This is a genomic window from Luteibaculum oceani (assembly GCF_007995015.1).
Taxonomy (GTDB): domain Bacteria; phylum Bacteroidota; class Bacteroidia; order Flavobacteriales_D; family Luteibaculaceae; genus Luteibaculum; species Luteibaculum oceani.
Map to the genome: position 1 here is coordinate 259,453 of NZ_VORB01000001.1, position 19,818 is coordinate 279,270.

The 19,818-nt window shown below is 39.5% G+C and carries 27 protein-coding genes and 1 tRNA gene; 10 read left to right on the forward strand and 18 right to left on the reverse strand.

Annotated elements, in window-relative coordinates:
- Positions 1–39: 39 nt before the first annotated feature.
- The 3 genes from FRX97_RS01090 (at position 40) to FRX97_RS01100 (ending at position 2,057) form a co-directional block, all read left to right on the forward strand.
- Positions 40–612, forward strand: coding sequence for a hypothetical protein (locus FRX97_RS01090; protein ID WP_147012497.1), 573 nt, complete (start codon positions 40–42; stop codon positions 610–612).
- Positions 613–697: 85 nt separating this feature from the next.
- Positions 698–1,330 carry an START domain-containing protein gene (locus FRX97_RS01095; protein WP_147012499.1) on the forward strand — a complete coding sequence of 211 codons (633 nt, stop codon included), beginning with the start codon at positions 698–700 and terminating at the stop codon, positions 1,328–1,330.
- A gap of 121 nt (positions 1,331–1,451) precedes the next feature.
- Positions 1,452–2,057 (forward strand): hypothetical protein, encoded by a 606-nt coding sequence (locus FRX97_RS01100; protein WP_147012501.1) that lies wholly within the window; start codon positions 1,452–1,454, stop codon positions 2,055–2,057.
- Between the two features lie 54 nt (positions 2,058–2,111).
- On the opposite strand, the gene FRX97_RS01105 is transcribed toward FRX97_RS01100, so the two are convergent.
- Positions 2,112–2,528 carry a VOC family protein gene (locus tag FRX97_RS01105; protein WP_147012503.1) on the reverse strand — a complete coding sequence of 139 codons (417 nt, stop codon included), beginning with the start codon at positions 2,526–2,528 and terminating at the stop codon, positions 2,112–2,114.
- A gap of 54 nt (positions 2,529–2,582) precedes the next feature.
- Between FRX97_RS01105 and FRX97_RS01110 the strand changes: the two genes are divergently transcribed.
- From FRX97_RS01110 to FRX97_RS01120, 3 genes are all read left to right on the forward strand, one after another.
- A complete protein-coding gene (locus FRX97_RS01110; protein WP_147012505.1) occupies positions 2,583–3,041 on the forward strand; it encodes a TspO/MBR family protein in 459 nt (152 codons plus the stop codon).
- Between the two features lie 101 nt (positions 3,042–3,142).
- Positions 3,143–3,760 (forward strand): hypothetical protein, encoded by a 618-nt coding sequence (locus FRX97_RS01115; RefSeq protein WP_147012507.1) that lies wholly within the window; start codon positions 3,143–3,145, stop codon positions 3,758–3,760.
- 52 nt (positions 3,761–3,812) lie between these two features.
- Complete coding sequence (locus FRX97_RS01120) at positions 3,813–4,130, forward strand: YbaB/EbfC family nucleoid-associated protein (protein WP_147012509.1); 318 nt, start codon at positions 3,813–3,815, stop codon at positions 4,128–4,130.
- Positions 4,131–4,142: 12 nt separating this feature from the next.
- Here FRX97_RS01120 and FRX97_RS01125 read toward each other — a convergent pair whose 3' ends face one another.
- The 7 genes from FRX97_RS01125 to FRX97_RS01155 all read right to left on the reverse strand — a co-directional run bounded on the left by FRX97_RS01125 (position 4,143) and on the right by FRX97_RS01155 (position 9,856).
- A complete protein-coding gene (locus tag FRX97_RS01125) occupies positions 4,143–4,793 on the reverse strand; it encodes a LytR/AlgR family response regulator transcription factor (RefSeq protein ID WP_147012511.1) in 651 nt (216 codons plus the stop codon).
- A complete protein-coding gene (locus FRX97_RS01130; RefSeq protein ID WP_147012513.1) occupies positions 4,790–6,562 on the reverse strand; it encodes a sensor histidine kinase in 1,773 nt (590 codons plus the stop codon). The genes FRX97_RS01125 and FRX97_RS01130 overlap by 4 nt, the downstream gene beginning before the upstream one ends.
- 295 nt (positions 6,563–6,857) lie before the next feature.
- Complete coding sequence (locus tag FRX97_RS01135; RefSeq protein WP_147012515.1) at positions 6,858–7,520, reverse strand: hypothetical protein; 663 nt, start codon at positions 7,518–7,520, stop codon at positions 6,858–6,860.
- A 72-nt stretch (positions 7,521–7,592) separates the two neighbouring features.
- Positions 7,593–8,459, reverse strand: a complete 867-nt coding sequence (locus tag FRX97_RS01140) for a pirin family protein (protein ID WP_147012517.1) — start codon at positions 8,457–8,459, stop codon at positions 7,593–7,595.
- A 1-nt stretch (position 8,460) separates the two neighbouring features.
- Positions 8,461–8,610, reverse strand: coding sequence for a PspC domain-containing protein (locus FRX97_RS12455; protein WP_147012519.1), 150 nt, complete (start codon positions 8,608–8,610; stop codon positions 8,461–8,463).
- Positions 8,611–8,665: 55 nt separating this feature from the next.
- A complete protein-coding gene (locus FRX97_RS01150) occupies positions 8,666–9,295 on the reverse strand; it encodes a LysE family translocator (protein WP_147012521.1) in 630 nt (209 codons plus the stop codon).
- The gene (locus FRX97_RS01155; RefSeq protein WP_147012523.1) at positions 9,296–9,856 is read right to left on the reverse strand and encodes an RBBP9/YdeN family alpha/beta hydrolase; all 561 of its coding nucleotides are present in this window, start codon (positions 9,854–9,856) and stop codon (positions 9,296–9,298) included.
- Between the two features lie 85 nt (positions 9,857–9,941).
- Here FRX97_RS01155 and FRX97_RS01160 point away from each other — a divergent pair, with 85 nt between their 5' ends.
- Positions 9,942–10,148, forward strand: coding sequence for a YwbE family protein (locus FRX97_RS01160; RefSeq protein WP_147012525.1), 207 nt, complete (start codon positions 9,942–9,944; stop codon positions 10,146–10,148).
- Between the two features lie 48 nt (positions 10,149–10,196).
- Here FRX97_RS01160 and FRX97_RS01165 read toward each other — a convergent pair whose 3' ends face one another.
- The 3 genes from FRX97_RS01165 to FRX97_RS01175 all read right to left on the reverse strand — a co-directional run bounded on the left by FRX97_RS01165 (position 10,197) and on the right by FRX97_RS01175 (position 12,251).
- Positions 10,197–10,781 (reverse strand): hypothetical protein, encoded by a 585-nt coding sequence (locus tag FRX97_RS01165; RefSeq protein WP_147012527.1) that lies wholly within the window; start codon positions 10,779–10,781, stop codon positions 10,197–10,199.
- A 211-nt stretch (positions 10,782–10,992) separates the two neighbouring features.
- Positions 10,993–11,066: transfer RNA gene (locus FRX97_RS01170), tRNA-Ile, on the reverse strand.
- 132 nt (positions 11,067–11,198) lie between these two features.
- Complete coding sequence (locus FRX97_RS01175; RefSeq protein WP_170226971.1) at positions 11,199–12,251, reverse strand: BamA/TamA family outer membrane protein; 1,053 nt, start codon at positions 12,249–12,251, stop codon at positions 11,199–11,201.
- A 151-nt stretch (positions 12,252–12,402) separates the two neighbouring features.
- Between FRX97_RS01175 and FRX97_RS01180 the strand changes: the two genes are divergently transcribed.
- The gene (locus tag FRX97_RS01180) at positions 12,403–13,038 is read left to right on the forward strand and encodes an HAD family hydrolase (RefSeq protein WP_147012531.1); all 636 of its coding nucleotides are present in this window, start codon (positions 12,403–12,405) and stop codon (positions 13,036–13,038) included.
- Here the strand turns inward: FRX97_RS01180 and FRX97_RS01185 are convergent.
- Positions 13,020–13,343, reverse strand: a complete 324-nt coding sequence (locus FRX97_RS01185; protein WP_147012533.1) for an antibiotic biosynthesis monooxygenase family protein — start codon at positions 13,341–13,343, stop codon at positions 13,020–13,022. The two genes, FRX97_RS01180 and FRX97_RS01185, sit on opposite strands and share 19 nt — an antisense overlap.
- 43 nt (positions 13,344–13,386) lie before the next feature.
- On the opposite strand from FRX97_RS01185, the gene mtnA reads away from it, so the two are divergent.
- Positions 13,387–14,502, forward strand: a complete 1,116-nt coding sequence (gene mtnA / locus FRX97_RS01190; protein ID WP_147012535.1) for an S-methyl-5-thioribose-1-phosphate isomerase — start codon at positions 13,387–13,389, stop codon at positions 14,500–14,502.
- Positions 14,499–15,104 carry a class II aldolase/adducin family protein gene (locus tag FRX97_RS01195; protein ID WP_223266535.1) on the forward strand — a complete coding sequence of 202 codons (606 nt, stop codon included), beginning with the start codon at positions 14,499–14,501 and terminating at the stop codon, positions 15,102–15,104. The genes mtnA and FRX97_RS01195 overlap by 4 nt, the downstream gene beginning before the upstream one ends.
- Here FRX97_RS01195 and mce read toward each other — a convergent pair.
- From mce to FRX97_RS01225, 6 genes are read right to left on the reverse strand one after another with little or no spacing between them, the layout of a single operon-like run.
- Positions 15,101–15,502, reverse strand: coding sequence for a methylmalonyl-CoA epimerase (mce, locus tag FRX97_RS01200; RefSeq protein ID WP_147012537.1), 402 nt, complete (start codon positions 15,500–15,502; stop codon positions 15,101–15,103). The genes FRX97_RS01195 and mce overlap by 4 nt on opposite strands.
- Positions 15,486–16,517, reverse strand: a complete 1,032-nt coding sequence (locus tag FRX97_RS01205) for an NAD(P)/FAD-dependent oxidoreductase (RefSeq protein ID WP_170226972.1) — start codon at positions 16,515–16,517, stop codon at positions 15,486–15,488. Before FRX97_RS01205 ends, mce begins: the two co-directional genes overlap by 17 nt.
- 2 nt (positions 16,518–16,519) lie before the next feature.
- Positions 16,520–16,867, reverse strand: coding sequence for an Hpt domain-containing protein (locus FRX97_RS01210; RefSeq protein ID WP_147012541.1), 348 nt, complete (start codon positions 16,865–16,867; stop codon positions 16,520–16,522).
- The gene (locus FRX97_RS01215; RefSeq protein WP_147012543.1) at positions 16,867–17,793 is read right to left on the reverse strand and encodes a DUF3078 domain-containing protein; all 927 of its coding nucleotides are present in this window, start codon (positions 17,791–17,793) and stop codon (positions 16,867–16,869) included. The genes FRX97_RS01210 and FRX97_RS01215 overlap by 1 nt, the downstream gene beginning before the upstream one ends.
- Before the next feature lie 3 nt (positions 17,794–17,796).
- Entirely contained in the window at positions 17,797–18,480 is a 684-nt protein-coding gene (locus FRX97_RS01220) for a LytR/AlgR family response regulator transcription factor (protein ID WP_147012545.1), read from the reverse strand.
- A 33-nt stretch (positions 18,481–18,513) separates the two neighbouring features.
- A complete protein-coding gene (locus tag FRX97_RS01225; protein ID WP_147012548.1) occupies positions 18,514–19,815 on the reverse strand; it encodes a cation:proton antiporter domain-containing protein in 1,302 nt (433 codons plus the stop codon).
- Between the last annotated feature and the right edge of the window lie 3 nt (positions 19,816–19,818).

Sequence of the window (19,818 nt, forward strand, 5' to 3'; positions counted from 1 at the left end):
TGCCCCCTTTTTTGTTTCCTAGCTTGTAAAAAGGAGGGAATGAAAATTACCACCAATGAGTCTAAGCCCACCCCTCAAAATCAAGTATTCATTGGTAATGATACCGTAAATCTTACACGAGCCGTTGTTAGTTATTACGGATACGACAGCACGGATGAAAATTACTTCACCGTAATTCTTCTGTACAATGGAGAAGATTTTTTTCCAAATGGAGAGTATAACGACTCCGTGAGCAACATTGCCGATCTACTCTGGATTGCAATTTCCTTATATGACCCCGGCCTTCCAAAACCTGGAAAATATTCGCTTATGTATAGCACGGGCCAAGGCGAGGAATACCTTGAATTCGAAATGGCTCGCAATCAAGATCTTGGGGTGGATACCACAGAAAGTTACTATTTCTCTGATGATATGGTACACCTTGAAATTCTAAATTTAGATGAACAAAGGGTAGATTTAAAAGTATCCGGCACCGCATTAAACACCGCAACCGAAGAAACTATTTTTCTAAGTGCTGCCTATTCCGGAAACCATCATTATGAAGATTCTGTTGCAAGCAATAGCTGGGCAATACGGTACTTGGATCCAAAATTAGAACGCCTTCGCAAATAAATTTAAAGCCTCTTTGAGGCTTTTTTTTATACGCACTTTAACGAATTTGCCGTTAAGGGAATAGGTAAATTTGTAGTTTTAGCCAATGTCGAAACGTAACATTCGTTCCTCTTATATTTTAATAGGGCTGTTGGCTCTATTTTTTATTCCCGCACCATCCTCCGCTCAGCTAGACACCAGCTGGACATTAAAACGTGATAAGAAAAATGTAAAAGTATATACCCGCTCCCACCCCGATTTTGGACTGGATGAATTTAAAGGAGAAAGCATAATCCCCTTTCATATCGATAAGGTATTGAAAGTCCTAAAGTCGCCCGAAAAAATGCCCCAATGGGTTCCAGATTGCGAATATGCAAAACTGGAAGAGAAAACTGTGGAAGGCCAACTTCATTACACGGTTACCGATCTTCCTTTCCCTTTATCCAACCGAGACGCCTACATTGAAATGGTTTTCCACATTACAAAAGATGGATACCTGATTCGAGTAGAAGGGCTCCCCAAATACAAACCAGAAGAAAATGGCTTGGTGCGCATTCCCTATTTAAAAGGGTTTTGGAAATTAACGATGTTAGAAGGAAATAAAACTAAGGTTACCTATCAAATCCAAGCCGATCCAGGTGGGGCCATACCAACCTGGCTAGCCAATGCCACGGCTGTTAGCACCCCATACAACACCATATTAAATCTTCAAGAGTTTATTAAATCTGAATTCGATTAGGAGTTTTCTACTCTCTAGACAAAAGTTCAACAAACGGTATATAAAATAAAAACCCACCCTGTTTTTGAATGTAGTATGTTTTTTAGTCTATCTTTAAGTGCTAAACATTACATTCATTATTATGAAAAACATTTTAAAATTAGCCTTACCTGTGCTTGCGTGCGTGGTAATTATCGCCTGTAAAAAAGAGGATAAAGAAGAAACACCAGCACCTAATAAGGGATCGGTAACATACGATGGGAAAACCTATACAATGAATAGGGTAATTATTGAAGATAACGGTTTAGATACTAGTGTGGGACTAACTAACATTGATATAATAATGCTTACAGAAGGAGTTGTAACCCATGAATCGAATGGTCAAATTGACTCAGTATCAGGATCGGGCTCAGTTTTAGTTTTAGAGCTGTACAGTGATTTTAATGGAGCTTTAAAAACAGGGGTTTACAATTTCGCTGATACCACCGTTTCCATAAACAGCATAGGAGATGCCTATATAATTGCGGATTATAATTTTACAACCGACGAGGGTGGGTCTTACACTCAATTTGAATCTGGATCTGCAAACATTACTTCTGCTTCTAGCTCAAGAGTTGCATTTAACTTTAGTGGCACCGCAGCACAATTACCAATTTCAGGTAGTTTTTCAGGTACCTTTTCTTTTTATGTTGACAATTCAGCTACTGCTAAAATTTCCGAAAGCTTTCCTGCGCTGACAGTTAATTAGTGATTGCTACTTAATGAACACATCCCTTTTCTTAAAGCCACCAATTGGGTGGCTTTATTTTTTAAACATCCTGCTTAAATCGGCAAAGGCCTTAAACTCCAAGGCATTACCACTAGGATCATTAAAAAACATAGTTGCCTGCTCTCCCGGCTGCCCTTTAAATCGAACATAGGGTTCTATTTCAAAACGCACTCCTTTTGCTTTAAGCCTAGTTGCTAACTCCTCCCATTCTTCCATACTCAGAACTACACCAAAATGAGGGACGGGAACACCATGACCATCCACGTGGTTCTTTATGGTTGCATTTAAGACTTGCGATAGATGGATAACCAGTTGATGACCAAAAAAATTGAAATCTACCCATTGTTCTGAGCTGCGGCCTTCTTCGCAACCCATTATTTCTCGATAAAAAGTTCTAGTTTCATCTAAATCTTTAACCGGAATAGCAAGGTGAAAAGGTTGTAGCGACATGCGTTTATACTTTTATCAAATGCGCTTCGAAAATAATCTTGAAATGTACAATCTATGTGGAAGACCTACTTTATTTTTCTATTCATCAATTTTTCAGGACTAGCCATAGGTTCCTTTTTTACCGGAGCTGAAGTAATGAGTTCATGGTATATAAACCTAGAAAAGGCTCCCTGGACTCCTCCCGGCTGGGTCTTTGGTGCAGCATGGACGACCATAATGATTTTCTTTTCTGCCACTTGTGCCGCAGCCTGGCATGCCGTGCCTGGTAAATCTCAATTCCTAAAACTTTTCATCCCGGCTTGGACATTCAACGTGCTATGGAATTTCGTTTTTTTCGGCATACACTTGCCTCTTTGGGGATTAGTGGACCTTTTGGTTTTATTCATCTTGTTGTGTCTGATCTGGAGGCAAGTTGCCAGTGTTCAGCCCTGGGCAAAATTAGCGCTTTTACCCTATGGTATTTGGATGCTATTGGCCATTTCGCTCAACGCCTATATCCTAGTGTATAATTAACGGTTTTCGTGTTAAAAAATTGATTTTCAGGCTGTTTTTTTTTTTTTTTTTTGCACTATTACTGACCAGCCATTCCATTTATCTGGAACCAACCGAAATCGATGTTTAAAAAAGTTCTTTTCCCCCTTATTTTCCTCTTACTAATTACACCAATTTTAGCTCAGGCAGCGCCTAAATATCCAGACAAAAACAAATTAAGAAAGGAACTTAAAATAGCAGGATTAAAGAAAGTATTACAGCTAAAAGAAGGAATATTAATCTTTCGGTTTCAAACCAAGAAACTCGCCATAGAGAGCCTTGAAAGAAAGGGGAGGGTAGAAGCTGCTACCAAATTAAGGCAAGAGGTATCCACCAGGAATAAATTTATAGTAGAGCGCTTTAAACGCAATTTTAACTTTTGTGAGGTTCATTTTATCTATAGCCATCAATCTAACATAGTTAGAAAAGATTATAGCCAGGCTCAATTTATAGACATGAGCTTTAACCCCACCCAAGCACCAAAGGGTGGACAATTTTTCCTTACCGCCGATTTTTCAGAGGCAAATACCTTTGATGAAATAAATGAGTTAACTCCTCCTGGTGTTATCTTAAGAGATCAAAATTTCCAACAAATTAAGCGCCCCATTAAAGCCCATAGTTTTACGGTGGAAAAATTTAATAGACGCTTAAAGCGCATGTACAGAAAAGCCAAACGCAAACAGAGAAAAGGCAAATTATAAGCTCCATACTACTATTTCCCTGTAAGCCTTATTTTTGCACAAAATTTAAGTCATGGGGATGTTTGGAAAGCTTGGGGATATGCAAAAAATGATGTCGCAACTAAAAGAAATGAAAGCAGCGGCAGACGAGGCAAAGAAGAAACTCGATGAGATTGTTCTCGAAGGAAAATCTAAATGCAAGCGAGTGGTAATAAGAATTACTGGAAACCAGCACATCACCAAATTAGAAATAGATCACAATGCTTTTGAAAGCACCCAGGAGCTCGACGAAGTTTTATTGGACACCTTTAACCGAGCATTAGACGCATCTAAAAAAAGGCAAGAAAAAGAGATGGCCGATTCGGCTAAGGGGATGCTGCCAGGGATGTAAACCCATTATAATTTACCCTAAAGAAATGGCTTTAGTGATGGGGATAATCTGCTCATTTATTTTCGCCTCAGTTTTATTGTAACTCTGCACGTGATGCAGGTTCACCATATAGCTCCTATGACATCTAACCACCGATGTGTCTTCAAACTCTGGTTCTAAAGACTTTAAGCTCGTCCGCACTAAAATTCGCCCTTTCGATTTAGTATGAATTTCACAATAAACATTGTCCGATTTTATAAAAAGAATATCACTTACAGATAACTTATGAGTTTCGGAGCCTGATTTTACGGTAATTGAGGAGTTTTCAAGTAGGCCTGAAACCGTTATTAAACTTGCTTTGATTTGAGCTCGGTTAAACGGCTTTGTAAGGTAGCCTACCGGTTTTAACCGCGACGCTTGCGAAAGCGTATTAACGTCGCTATGTGCGCTTACAAACATAAACGGAATATGTTTTTGCTGCAATTCCGTTGCTATTCTAAACCCACTGTCTTCGGTATCCATTCTTATATCAAGGAGTGCCAGATCTATCTTTTCTCCCACTAAGCGATCTAGAAATTTCTTGGTATTATGTTCCACAAAAACAACCTTGCACCCAAAATTCTCTACAATTTTTCTTAGTTGTTCGGCTACTATAAAATCGTCTTCAGCAATGGCTATTTTCATCCCTCTAGCTTAAATTTAAATGCATACATAAACCCTTTTCCCTCCTGACTAACCACTTGACCATCCAATCGTTTTAAAGCAATTTCAATCAACTTTAACCCCAAGCTTTGGGGCGATTTTCCCTTTAATTTCAGGATTTTTCCGTTGTCGCAATAAGAATAAACACCGGTATTTCCCTGAACCTTGAAGTCTAAGTTTATTTCCAATTGGCCTTCTGGTACTGCGTGCTTAAAGGAATTGGTTATTAACTCATTTGTAATAATCCCTACACATATAGCTTGGTCGAAATTAAGGGGGATAGGAGCAATTTCTAATTTAGTATTCACCTTTCGTTCCGCTAATTCCTCGCTATTGATGATTTCCGAAATCAGTTTTGTAATGTACTTCTTTGCTTTAACTGAATCTAATTCCTCATTGTTGTAAAGCATGGAGTGGGTTAAAGAAATGGCGTTCACCCTTCGATAAACATTTTGCAATAACTTTTTTTGCTCCTCAGAGTCTAAATAATCAATTTGTAAACTCAACAGTCCTCCCAACGATTGAAGGTTGTTTTTAACGCGATGGTGAACCTCTCTTAATAGAAACTCTTTCTCCTTAGCCTGTTTTTTCTGTTTCCTTAAATTTAAAGACAAGTGGAAAACAAATGCCACAATTACAATTAGCACAGAGGCTATTGAATAAATTATCCACTGATTTAACTGCCTTTCTTTTTTGGCCAGCTTTAACCTAGACTCCAGTGCTTCTTGCTCCAACCTCAGGTTTTCGAGGTATCGTTCTCTAGAAGCTAGCTCCAGCTCCTTGTAATATGCATTTATTCGGCTTTGCCAGTCCTCCGAAAAATAATATTTATCCAATTCATCTTTACGGCGCAGGTTCTCATATGCTTCTTTATACATACCAAGGTCCGCGCAACTTCGCGACATAAATAAATAGCCCCACATTAAGGTTTCCTTAAAGTCGTACTCCCTACTCTTGATTATTAATTCTTTGGCTATTTGTTTAAGCTCATTTGGCCTTTTTAAAGCCATATAATTATTGCCAAGATTTATCAACACCTCAACAATTCCCCTTTCATCATTTACACTCTCATAAGCCGATTTGGCCATATGATTTAGTTTCAAGGCTTTATCAGATTCTCCCCAATGTCCCTGAATATTTGCCAATTCACGGTACAACAATGCAACCCCGGAAGAATCTCCAATAAACCTAGTTTTCTCCAAGGCAATCAATAAGGTTTTATAGATGCTGTCTCTAGGAAATTGATTGGCCGAGTGTATGGCCACTAAACGGTTGTAGAGCCTGGCTGTAACCTCTTTATTCAGCTCATTTTCCCGAGAATAATTCAAGGCCTCATTAATCCGGTCTAGTGCTGCAACAAACTGTTGATTTGCCCTTAATACCTCGGCATAACTTATAATTATGTTGCCATTAAAATTAGGATCCCAGTTATTTCGAATAACCAAATTATACGAGGTGTCGAGGTGAAATATTCCTTCAGCATTTATCTCTAAGTACTGGACTAAAATACCATAGCGCTCATGTACCATTGCGAGAATGGAATCATTACACGTTTGACAGTGCTGGAATGTAGAATCTAAATAATGGACGGCGGATTTAAAATCATTTTGCTCATATGCCCTTTGCGATTTTTCGAACATCTTAAACCATGCTCTACTTGCATAGCCACTTGGCTTTTGTGCAGAACATAAAAGGTTTAATAAAAACAAACAGGTCGCCAGGGTTAGCTTATAGGTGAGCCGACATTGCATAGGACAAAATTAACTTGCACTGGGTTTAACCTCCTTCTTTTTGATGTGTAATTCCTCATTTTTGTAGTAAAACCCTATGTTATACCCCTGTATCATCCTATAGTTCGACAAATCAAGTGTCCCTAAAGAATTTTATTGTCCCTAAGGTATTGCCAAATAACTTGTTATAAAAAGGATAGAAATTAGTATTTCAATTGGCTAGGTCTAGGCCAAAAATATCGGTTGCCCCAAGAACAGGACACAGAGAAAACAAAAAAGCCTCCTTCGGAGGCTTTTGTCAAAGAATAAATTTATCCTAGAAGTAGAAGTTTAGCGATACCCGGGTAAATGTTGGACTGAAGCTTACATTTGTTTCGGTCTCACTTCTAAGGGTAACCGTTTCATTTTGCTGGGTATCTTGGTTGAAATACGTTTCCTCTCTTTCTGAATTCTCCTTGTATTTCGCATGGAATCCCCTTAGACCAAACTCTCCGCCAAGGCTGAAATTCTCGTCAAAAAAGTACTCTACCCCAAAACTTAATTCTCCTCCCCAAATTGAGAGTTTCTCTAAATCCTCTTTAATGGTTTCATCTTCTACCCCGTCATCCTCTATTTTGGCAGAAAGGAAGGGTTTGGTGAAGGCTCCCTGAATGTAACTTTTCAATTTGCCTTTGCTACTCACAAAGTACTTAGCTCCAATGGATGGAATAAAAATGGTGCCCTTAGCCAAATGCTCCGAAGAATAAGATTCTGTACCTGTACTGGCGTCATTTATTCTAGTTCCCGACTCATCGATAGTTATTCTGCTACTTAGATATTGAAAACTTATATACGGAATCAATTTAGAATTTACCCGATACCCTAACTGAGCTCCATTTAGGGCAAAACCTGGTGAAACTGAAAAAGTTGCTTGCGCTTGTCCTTCGTATATAAAGCAAAAGGAAAGCACTACTACTGCAATTAATTGTTTAATTTTCATGGTTGATGGTTAAAATTTGACCATAAACCTATATTATTATTACAATTATTCAAACAAATTGATAATTTTATTCTACGATGGCAATGGAATATAACTTTCATCGCCCGGAACTTTAGGGAATTTTTTAGCTGCCCAATCTTTTTTGGCTTGTTCCAGTTTTTCCTTACTGCTAGAAACAAAATTCCAGTACAGAAAGCGCTCCTCGGGTAAGGGTTCACCTCCAAAAAACAACAATTTAGTTCCACCCGAAATTTTTAGTGGACAAGAACTAATTTCGGTCGACACCAACATTTGGCCATTACCAATTTTTTGTTTCTCAATTTCAACTTCACCCGATACCACCACAATGGCAATTTCACCTTGCAAGTGCTTAGACAAATCCACCTCTACATCTTCTCTTGCCTCCGCCCTTACCATAAACAGTGGACTGCTAACTTTAAGTGGAGATTTCATTCCAAATGCCTCACCAGCGGCGATGCACAACTTTAATCCATCCTTTTCACATTGTGGTAGTTGCTTTGCTGGGATGTACTGGAAGTGCGGATTGCTATCCTCCTCTTCCCTTGGTAATGCCACCCATATTTGATAACCGTGCATTGTTCTTTCTCCAGTTCTTAAATGGGCTGGTGTTCTTTCTGTGTGAGAAACGGCCTTTCCGGCGTGCATATAACCAATGTCTCCCGCCTTAATAACTTGAGTGGCGCCTGTAGAATCTCTATGCTCTACTTCTCCCTCAAACAAATAGGTCAAAGTTGCCAAACCAATGTGCGGATGCTGATCCACATCCAACCATTTTCCATTACCCAGGTAAGCAGGTCCCATATGATCTATAAAGGTAAATGGCCCAACTTGACGTTTTTTCCGGAAGGGCAACAACCGTCCCACCATAAATTGGCCAATATCACGAGATCGCTCCTCTACCAGATAAGTATTATTCATACTACTTCGAAAGTAATTTAACAATCCAGAGAATTAGATATAACCCCAATCCCGTTCCGAAAAATAGAGCCGCTATTACAAAACCAACCCGTAAAAGTCTTACATCCCAACCAAGTTTTTCACTTAACCAAGAACATACTCCAAGTATCATAGTAAATGTTTTGGTTGAAGATAAAAGAATTTTTAGGCTTTGGCCTAACTAGCTTCTAACTGCGCATGCTGAGCAGCAATCCCAAGGCGATCGCAATTAAAATGCCAATTTTCAGCCACTTGGTAATGCTCCAAAACACAGGTTTTTGAACATAGCTTGTGAGTGTTCCAGCCAAAATCGATATCAGCGAGAAAATCAACAGCCCCTGAGCCATAAAAATCAATCCAAGTACTACCATTTGCCCCCAAATGGGTAACACCGCTTCTGGATTCACAAATTGTGGCAAGAGGGCTATAAAAAACAGAGAAACTTTAGGATTTAGCACATTCATAAAAAAGCCTTTTCTAACCAGAAAAAAAGCTTCTTGAGAAGCGCTGTCCGAACTCATTTCTAAAGCAATAGGTTTTTCGCGACTAGCCCCATAGGCAAGGTAAAGGAGATAGGCAGCACCAGTTATACAAAGTGCGTTATAGGCCCATGCCGATTGTTTAAAAATAATGGATAGGCCAAAAGCGGCAAGAAAGGTGTGTACCAGTACGCCAGTTATTAACCCTATAGAAATAAGAACTCCCTGTTTTGCCCCTTTGCTGATACTCTCGGTGAGAACGTACAAATTATCAGGACCGGGCATTATCGTTAGTAAAATGGCGGCCAGCAAAAAGGATAGCATTAAGGCTAGGTCCATTTACAACTCCTTTATAAGATTACTCAAATAACCTTGGCCATCATCCCAGGATGCTAAATTGGCGTCGGAACCAATATGCCCCACATTTCCGGCATTAATAGCTTTACAACCCCAGTTTTTGGCCATCTCCAAGCTGGCTTTCATTGTTGCATATTCATCACTTTCACTGTACACCAATACGGACTTGATAGTTGATTTTTCCATTGGGAACGGTGTGAAGCCCACCCAAGATCCATCGTGAAATTCACTCCTTTTTTCCTCTGGTGGTGCAACTAATAGGCCCGCTTTTACTCCAGTAATTTTTCCTTGAATATCGGCATTGTATAAGGTGTGAGCTCCTAAGCTATGGCCTATGGCAATTACAGGTTTATCAGAAACTGCCACTTTTTTTTGTAGGGAATCTATCCAATCCTCAAGCACTGGGTTTTGAAAATCCTTTTGTTTTACAATACTAACATTGGGTAAGACCCGCATCCAGTGACGCATCCAATGTTTCATTTCAATTCCCCCATATCCGGGAATTAAAACGTAGTTATATATATCTGGAAAATGCTGCTCCATAGACTTATAAGAAAAGTCTCAAAGATATTATTATGCCCCAAAACCGCTGATCTTTCATCACAGCAATAATTGCGTAATTCGCAGTATGAATGAGGGAACAAAAAGGAGTAATATAAAAATTGGGCAGGAAGTAGCGGTGGTACAAAAGCATCACCAAAAAACGGGCGAACTAACCGAAGGTTTTGTAAAGCGCATCTTAACAAAATCACCTCAGCACCATCATGGAATTAAGGTAATGTTAGAGGATGGAACCGTAGGCCGGGTTAAACAGATTTTAGAGGAAGAGGCATAAAAAAACCCCAGCCATGGCTGGGGTTTTCTATAAAACTAGTTTTTCAAATTATGGTTTAGCCTCAGCTTTTCCATGTATAGTAAAATTCAGTTTCAGCGTGTAGGGTGCACCTGAAGTGTTAGCCGCATTTCCATTTACTTCAGTTACAAAAGTTACACCAGTACTTGCTAAAGTACTAATCAAATCAGATACTTGGTCTACATTAGTTGAGGTAACTTTTGAAGTTCCTGAATTCATTAATTGGTCTAGAGAGATTTGACCAGATCCTCCATTTCCAACAAGCAATTCTAGCAGCTTATTCTGATTAGCAATACTTCCGGAGAAGCTCTTAATTTCACCAGAGAATGTAGCATCCGATCCGTTACCACCATTTCCTCCAGATAGGTCTGAGAAATTGTAAGTGATGCTGTCTACGGTAATCTTTTCTAGCTTATCAGCATAATCTTTTAAATCACTGATCGCCTCAATTGTCTGTTCTTTATTGTACACAAAGGAAGTGTCTCCTTCAGGTATATCAATACCAACGCTAATCTCCTTGTTTAGAGGGATTTCAATACTTGGAATGGCATCGTCACAAGCCACAAAAGCTACAGAAACCAATAGGCACGTAGCTACATTTAAAAACTTCTTCATTGTTATGGTAATTTTTTTACTAAAAATAGAATCTTTTTTAATTGATTCAACAACGATGTTGCGAATCATGGCAAAATTGCGGTAAGAGGTCCGTTAGAACCCAATTATGGGTTTCAATCCTGAAGTAAGGATTGCGCTTTTTCCTTTCCTGGAAAGAATGGGAAACAAAAAAGCCCCACGCTGTGGCGTGGGGCTTTCAGAGGTTCACATGTGGTCCCACCTGGGCTCGAACCAGGGACCCCTTGATTATGAGTCAAGTGCTCTAACCAGCTGAGCTATAGGACCAATCTTATTTTTTCCTTTCGTAAGGCCCTAGCCTTGACAAACAATTATTTTTGTTTCGTCAATGCCAATGAGCTTTAGGACCTCCTTATAAAAGGTTGGCAAATGTAATTGTTAACACCTAAAAAAACAACTTTAAAATGCCTCGCCAAACGTAATGTAAAATCCAGATCGGTTTTGCATCCCTATGGCGTAATCCAATCGTGCATTCAATTGATCGGTTAACCTTATTCTTAACCCCAATCCTGAAGATATTTGGGTATTTTTTATATGAAAAGTTTCACCAGGTCTAAATCCGTTTCCAGCCCCGAAAAATGCCGCAAACCCTAATCTTTTCCATACCATTCTCCTGGCTTCAGCCTGCCAAGCAAAAATATGTTCTTGTAATATGGAACCCTCGAAATAGCCTCTCAATTTTTTGGTGCCTCCAAGTTTGGGCATGGCCGTAAATGGTGCTTCTCCAAATAAAGATTGTCCAAAAAGGTTAATGGCAAAAGTTCCTTTATTAGACCATGGAAAATACTTGGTAAAATCCATCATTAATGTGGTGTACTTATAATCTGGATTTATCGATTGATCTATACTTAACGCTCCATAATATCCGCTGGTAGGAAATAAGTTATTATCCCTTTTGTCTACAATGCCTCCAACTCCAATGGTACCGACAAAATGATCTTCAGACCCCGGTACATCCATATTTCGCAACCTCCCCTCAGGGTTAAAGGTGCTGAAGCTGAACTTATCATAAACCAACCTAGGCCCCACAAATACCCCGTCTGCTATCTGTGCAAACGCATTTATCCGTACACGAGGAAAATTAGCGCGGTAAAATTCTATGGAGTCTCGCTTTGTACCATTAGTGATTCCAAAATATCGAAATGTATAATCGAAATAGCCCAATTCTCCCTGCAAATACATTTTTTGACGAAACGTATACAAACTAAAAGGCACGTACATCAGTAATTGCTTTAGACTGGTATAGGCAAAGCCAAAGGTTAACTGCGATTTTCTGGGCATAAAATCGCCCCCCTTAGTTTTAACTACAGAAGTTACTCCTGCCCCCAACCCTAAACCTGTTTCTGGGGTGTAAAACGCAATGGGTATTGGAAAAATCTTAGCGTTTTTCTCTTTTTCCAAATCAGTTTCTAAACTGTCTTGACCACGGGTTATTAGCGTTAAACTACCCAAAACAAGAGTAAACAGAAAGGGAATAAATAGACACTTAAGGTTGAGATGTAGGTGCAAAACAGATGCTTGGTTGTAACCTTAACAACGAATTTTGTCCAAAAGCAGATTTTTTACCCAACCCTATTAAAGAAATTTGTCAATCTTCGCTTGCATGTACAGTTTCCAAAAAGACCGCATAAAAATATTCGATCTCGGTGGTGTTATTATTAATATCCATCCACCCCTTACTTTCAACGCCATGAAAGATCGGTTGCACCCCTCGAGAGATCCTGCTTTAGCTGAAGCTCATTTCCAAAAGCTTTTTACCAAATTCGAAATCGGATCCTTCGATAGATTAGCCCTTCTCGAGCAAATTAACCCCTGGCTTAATCAACAACTTAAATATCCCGAATTCGAAAAAATTTGGAATGAACTTCTTCTCGATGTTCCTAAACACCGACTACAATGCCTGTTAAAACTGAAGGAAAAAGAGGAAATCTACCTCCTGTCTAATACCAACGAAATACATATCCAGGCTATAAACCAATACTTGAGAAATGAATTTGGCGTGGACGGACTGGAAGCTATTTTTACCAAGTGTTTTCTCTCTTACGAAATGAACCAACGCAAACCAGATGCATCCATTTATCAATCGGCAATGCGCCAAATCCCCGGGAATGCAGATTCGTATATCTTTTTTGATGATACATTTGAGAATGTCGAAGGTTCTAATTCCGCTGGATTACCTGCAGTTCATGTACCCAACGAAAAGAACAAAGAATTTTGGGATTACCTGTGCTCCCAATAATGCCCACCTTTAACCTCGGCAATCTTTATATTGTAGTATTCAAACCACTCCTTCCGGCTCCTTTCTATTGCCGCATGATGGTCGGGATGATTTCTCCATTTTTTAATCGACTCCATATCTTTCCAATATGAAATGGTAATGGAAGGATCCTGTCCTACTGTCTCATGACCTAAATATCCCTCCTGTTTAACAACGATTTCATCCAAATAATCGGAAACTTTGGTAAACTCAGGATCATTATTTCTTTTCTTGCTACTGAAAATAACCGCCCAATAAGGTGGTGTTATTTTTTTAGGAATTTCCATCTAAGTCTTATCAATTACCACCGAAAACTACTATTTTAAATCCATGAAATTAAATGGCCGTTCTGGAAGAACCATTTGGTTCGACGATAACAAGAAACATACGATCTACACCTACGATCAACGAAAGTTCCCTCACAAAACGGAGGTTTACGAAATAAAAGATTCCGAAACTGCAGCAAAAGCCATAGAGAAAATGGTCGTGCGCGGTGCTCCTTTAATTGGAATTACTGCCGCATTCGGAGTTTATTTGGCTTGTTTCGAAACTCAGGGTGATCAAACTTTTACCTACGTACAGGAAAGAATTAATCGCCTACGTCAAACGCGCCCAACTGCTGTGAATCTGTTTTGGGCGCTCAACGAGCAAGAAAAGGTGCTATTAGAAAATAAAGATTTAGGCCACTATGAGTTGGCCGATTTGCTTTTCGATAATGCAGTTAGGATGATGAAGGAAGACGAGGCTGCCTGCAAAGCAATTGGCGAATACGGTCTTTCTATAATAGAAGAATTAGCTGCTACAAAAGAAGATGGCGAACCCGTTCACATTCTTACGCATTGCAACGCGGGTTGGTTGGCCTGTATAGACTGGGGTACTGCGACATCGCCCATCTACCAAGCTCATGAAAAGGGTATAAACGTACATGTTTGGGTGGATGAAACCCGACCCCGAAATCAAGGAGCCAATCTAACGGCTTTCGAATTGCAACAACAGGGAGTGCCACACCATTTAATTACCGATAACGCCGGTGGACTGCTTATGCGAAACGGCATGGTAGACTTGGTTATTGTTGGAGCAGATAGGGTAAGCAGAAATGGTGACGTTGCCAACAAAATTGGCACCTACTTAAAAGCCCTGGCCGCCAACGACAACCATATTCCATTTTATGTTGCACTGCCTAGCTCAACCATAGATACAGCCATTGCTTCTGGGGATGAGATTAAAATTGAAAATCGTTCTGATAAAGAAGTGAAGTACGTTTACGGTAAAAACAAAGCAGGAGCCATGGATAAGGTGTTAATTTGCCCCGAAGAAACTCCTGGATACAACCCTGGATTTGACATCACTCCTGCACATCTTATTTCGGGATTGATTACAGAAAATGGAATTAAAACCGCTTCGGAAGAAGGGGTTTCACAATGCTTTATGAGCGTAGAATTATGATAGACGAAGGGTACATCAAGTTTGATATAGACTGGAAACAATCACCAGATAAAGTAGTAAAAGCAAACCATCCCATTTTTCATCATCGCGATCGCATGTTCGATTTGGGATTTATTGGTCATGACACAACCCATGACGTAGGTTTTGGGAATATTTCCTTTCGAGAATCGGGCAATCAGTTTATCATAAGTGGCACCCAAACTGGACATTTCGTTAGAATAGCTCCAGAACATTTTTGTAGAGTTACGCACTACCATATTGCCGGCAACAAACTAAGCTGCGAGGGTCCAATTAAGGCTTCTAGCGAAAGTTTAACCCACGCCGCCATTTACGAGCTAGATCCTGATATTAATGCCGTAATCCATATCCACAACAACGATATGTGGCAACACTACATGGATTTATTGCCCACCACCAAAGCAGAAATTCCCTACGGAACGCCGGAAATGGCTCGAGAAATTTTTCGCTTGTGGCGCCTTCCCGATTTGCCACAACACAAAATATTAATCATGGCCGGGCACGAAGGCGGTATCATTTCCTTTGGCAAGGACTTTAACGAAGCCTCGGAAAGGTTAGAGCACTACTACGAAGCTATGCCTTAAGCATCCTGGCATAGCTCTACTAAAACCCCCGCGGTATACTTAGGGTGAAGAAAACAGATTAATTTTCCATCCGCTCCTGGTTTGGGCTCATCAGAAAGCAATTCAAACCCCTCAGATTTTAATCTTGCCATTTCAGCTTTAATATCATCGGTATAAAATGCCACGTGGTGCATTCCGCCTCCCTTTTTGGCAATAAACTTCGCAATGGGGCTTTCTTCCTTACTCGCTTCCAATAACTCCACCTGGCTCTCTCCCACTTTAAAAAAAGATGTGGTTACACCCTCTCTCTCTACCGCTTCTTCTTTATATGGTTGGATGTTTAGGATTTTGGCAAAAACCTCATTCCCCTTTTCAAGGTTATCTACTGCTATTCCTAAATGCTCAATTCTTTTTATCATAATGCTTTTTTAAAAATCGATCGATAGCTACTTCCCTATCTATTTCTTTTCCATTGCAAATATGCTCCGAAAACTGTTCTGCAAAAAATGGTGCATTTAACACCCCTTTTGTTCCCAAGCCTCCAAAAATTCCGATGTTCTTTGTTTCTGGATGAAAACCCATTACCGGAGCTCTATCCTTACTGGTAGGCCTTATTCCTACCGTTATATTATTAATGGATAAGCGCTCTTTCAAAGCCTTTTCAATAGGTTCTTTTATTTCATCGGCAGCTCCATCTATTGGAGTTAATTGCTCATTCTCGGGAACATAAACTGATCCTGCTTTCCATACGCCATTTGGTGCTTTAAAAAGGAATTTTCCGCAGTTTAGAATATTTGAGCTATTCCAGTTCTGAGGATCTTTAATTTCCAGAATTTCACCGTGATTCGCACCTATGGGTACCCAATTAAAATATGGGTTATTTCGGGTTGCATAGCCCTCACATGAAATAATCAGTTCATCGTCAGGCAATGGCTCATTCCAGCTGAATTCCCCCATACAATAGGCATCCTGATTAATAAAAAATCGCTTCGTTTTTTCTAAAAAAAGGGGAATATCCAACACACCACAAGATGGTATTATCCCGTATCCGTTTGGCCAATTCATCGCATCGGCCTCTGCTAGAGAAGCTTTTAGATCGGAGTACTTTTGCAGCTTCTCTTCTTGATTTTTCCACAGTTTTCTGGAAGCTTCATCGGGAATACGTCTAATTAAATGCTTTTGGTGTAGCAATTTTACATCGAGCTCACTTTCTAATTCAGAGAAGAATTTTAGCATGGAGGGAAGCAGATCCTCAACTCTCCAACCTGGAATCATCCTACGAAAGTTTACCGGATTCCACATTCCGGCAGCAACTTTACTGGCTGCATTTTTCCAGTTATTATCTACAATGCGAACTTGTACACCACGCTTATAAAGAGAAAAGGCAAGAACCGACCCTGCCAATCCTTGCCCTATTATAGTTACTCTTTTCAAGTTTATTCCATGGATTTAAGATGCTGCTCTACCTCTTTAAGACTTACCTTAAATTTAGCCAGCAGATCTTCACTTAATTCTAATGCTTTATCCAACTTAGCTTCGGGACTCAGACAATAGTTCTCGGCGTCTCTAAGTTCGGCACAAAAATTTTTATACCCCAACACAGACGCAGCAGATTTAACACGGTGCAGTCTGGAAGCCATTTCTTCGAGATTTTTTTCTTTAATGGCCTGTTCTAGGGTATCGTGATACTCTGGAAACCTTCTGATATAAACCTCCATCAATTCCTTTAGGAACTCCGGATCTTGTCCGCCTATTTCGTCGGCATTTGATAAATCTAAACCCATTAGAATTTGTGTTGTATTCCCAAACTAATTACTTGTTTTAACTGCGTTCTTGGTGCCGTATAATCGGTTACTCCGTCATCATTGGCATCTACAGGCAGTTTTATATCATCGTCGTAAATCAGTGTCCAAGCAATGCTAGCAGACAAAAATTTATTGATTTGAAACGCTACAATGTTATCCCAATTTACATCAATATTTTGAGGATTTTCAGTGTAATTAGAAAACAGCTCCAACGCCGATTTATAATTCACATTTTCCATTATAGTAGCGTCTATTCCTATCTTTAATATACCCCCCAGTTCATATCTATAATTTTCTCCAGCCTCCACACCAAAGGAACCTTTGGCAGATAATTCCTCATCCATTACCAAAGTTAACTTAGATGAAAAAGGAGAAAAATAAATATCCAACCAATCAAATGGATGATTCGATAAACCCACAGAAAAGTTAACGTATCCTGGTGCGAGCCAATTCGAGATTTTTACTTTGGTAGTATCATTTGGGAATTGGAAACCCGGTTGAAACTGAGACCGGAAATTCAATATAGAGGTATATCTCCACTTGCGATATGCTGGAGTTCCGAATTTAGAGTTAAACTCTAATTTGTCATCGGTTTTCCGAGTACCGTTTTCCTCTGTATTTTGAATACCATAACCAAGGTTTAAGGTGTTTTCCCATTTGGTTTTACCCTTGGCATAAGTCGCGGAGTAGTTACCTAAGGCATTTGCCGATACAGCAGAATTACCCCCTCCATTCCAATTGGAAAGCGCAACTTGGGTAAAGTTAAGGCTGGACAATCCTTTAAATTTCCAAACTCCTCCTTTTTTTTCTGATTGTTCCCCTGATTTTTGAGTTGCTTGATTTTGTCCTAAAAGCAAAGAGCCACTCAATAGAATGGCTCCCGATAATAACAATGTTCTAATCATTGATTAAAGCATCTTTAGATGATTCATTAAATTTTCTTTGTACGAACGCGAAACCGGAATTAGTTTCTCCCCCATTACAATGGTATTGTCCTCTATTTCTTTAATTCTATCTATACGAACTATGTAGGACCTATGCACACGAACAAACTGCTCGTCGGGCAACTTGGCCTCAATAGCTTTCATAGTTGAAAGAATAGTATGACGTTTAGATTCTAGATAAATGTTCACATAATCGGCTAAAGCCTCTATGTAGAAAATATCTTCTAATCTTATTTTGATATATCTAGAATCTTGTTTTATAAATACGTGATCAGAATGTACCTCTGCACTGGCTTTATTATCGTGAATTTCTTTGGCCTTATTAACCGCCTTTAAAAATCTGGGAAGCTCTACCGGCTTAACAATGTAATCTGTTACGTCTAGCTCAAAAGCTTCAGATGCAAACTCACTCTTACTGGTAATGAAAATGATTTGTGGAACCTCGAAGTTCTTCACTAAATCTATACCACTCATATTCGGCATTTCTATATCTAAAAACACCAAATCTATCTGCTCGGATTGCAGTAACTCCGTAGCCTCCAGCGCATCGTTACAAATCCCGACCAAGTTTAAAAAAGAAGTCTGTTCTACACACTTCTTTATTGCCAAGCGGCTTAACTCTTCGTCATCTACTATTATACAATTCATGCGAACGGGGATTTTTCTACCAATATATAAATTCTAATCATTCAGTTTCGACTCATCGCTATCCTTCTGCACTTCATCCTGATTTATATCATTCTCAACTGCAGGTTTTAAATCTTCCTCTTCCATAAAACCAACTGCGCCTATAGCGCCTTCATGGCCTTTTTTACGCGAATCATTCACCAGCGAAATACTCATGATAATACTGGTTGATAAAATAGCGAAAAGCAATATACTTTCGGAAAACTCTGGGGACTTATACTCGGTGGGTATAGCGTAAAATAATAAGATGGTAATCAACCCCCTTGGAGCAATAAACAATTGAGGAAGAATATCATTTCCAACAAACACCTTCAACATCAAATATCTAACTCCATAAAGACCGGCCACAATAAGTACCGAAATAAGTGCAAACTTTAGGTTTAGCAAAGAAACTAATACAATGCTCATCCCAAAAATCACAAAGAAAAAGGTTCGTACCACAAACGCTGTTTCTATAGTAATGAGATGAAAGTTATTTAAGATTTCCTGTACCGCCGGCTTATCCACCCATCGGTCTAAAACTCCCTTAAAGAAGATCCTCCTGTTATTCAGCACCAAACCAAAAACCAGGATAATTAACAGCGATGAAAGGTGGAATTTTTTTCCAATGGCATACAACATGGTTAAAACCGCAATCAATAAAAACAGTTTTACTTGAGTTTTAATCTTTTGGAAAACGAGAACAAGCAGGTAACTAATTAATACAGATAGGATGATGGTAAGTACAATATTTCCAACTACATCGATCACTACGGCTTGGGTATCTTCCACACCTGCATTTCCAACCAAGAAGTAGAAAAACATTATTCCCATGATATCGGAAAAGGTGCTCTCGTATACCATAAACTCTTTCTTATCTTCCTCCAAAGAAACAACCGATGGAATGATAATGGCACTGCTCATTATTGAGAGTGGAATGGCATAAACCAAAGAGGTGAATGGATCGCTGATTAGGAAATAATTAATAACAAAGGCACAGACAAAGCTACTAACGATTAAAGCTAATAAGGCTACCACCATGGATCGCCAAATGATAGGCCATTTTTCCTTTTTAAGTTCTAGGTCTAAAGCTGCCTCAAGAACAATCATGATCAGCCCAACATTCCCAAGAATTTCGAGAACGGGCATCAGTCGACTGCTATTTGCAGCACCGCTGGGGGCAAATTGCTGAATAATCAACCCCAACCCGATTAACATCAGTACCGAAGGGACGTTAGTCCGCTTTGCAAGGATGTTAAAGAAATACGACAGTATGATTACTGCCGACGCGACAATAATGAGGGTAAAAGAATCCATGCC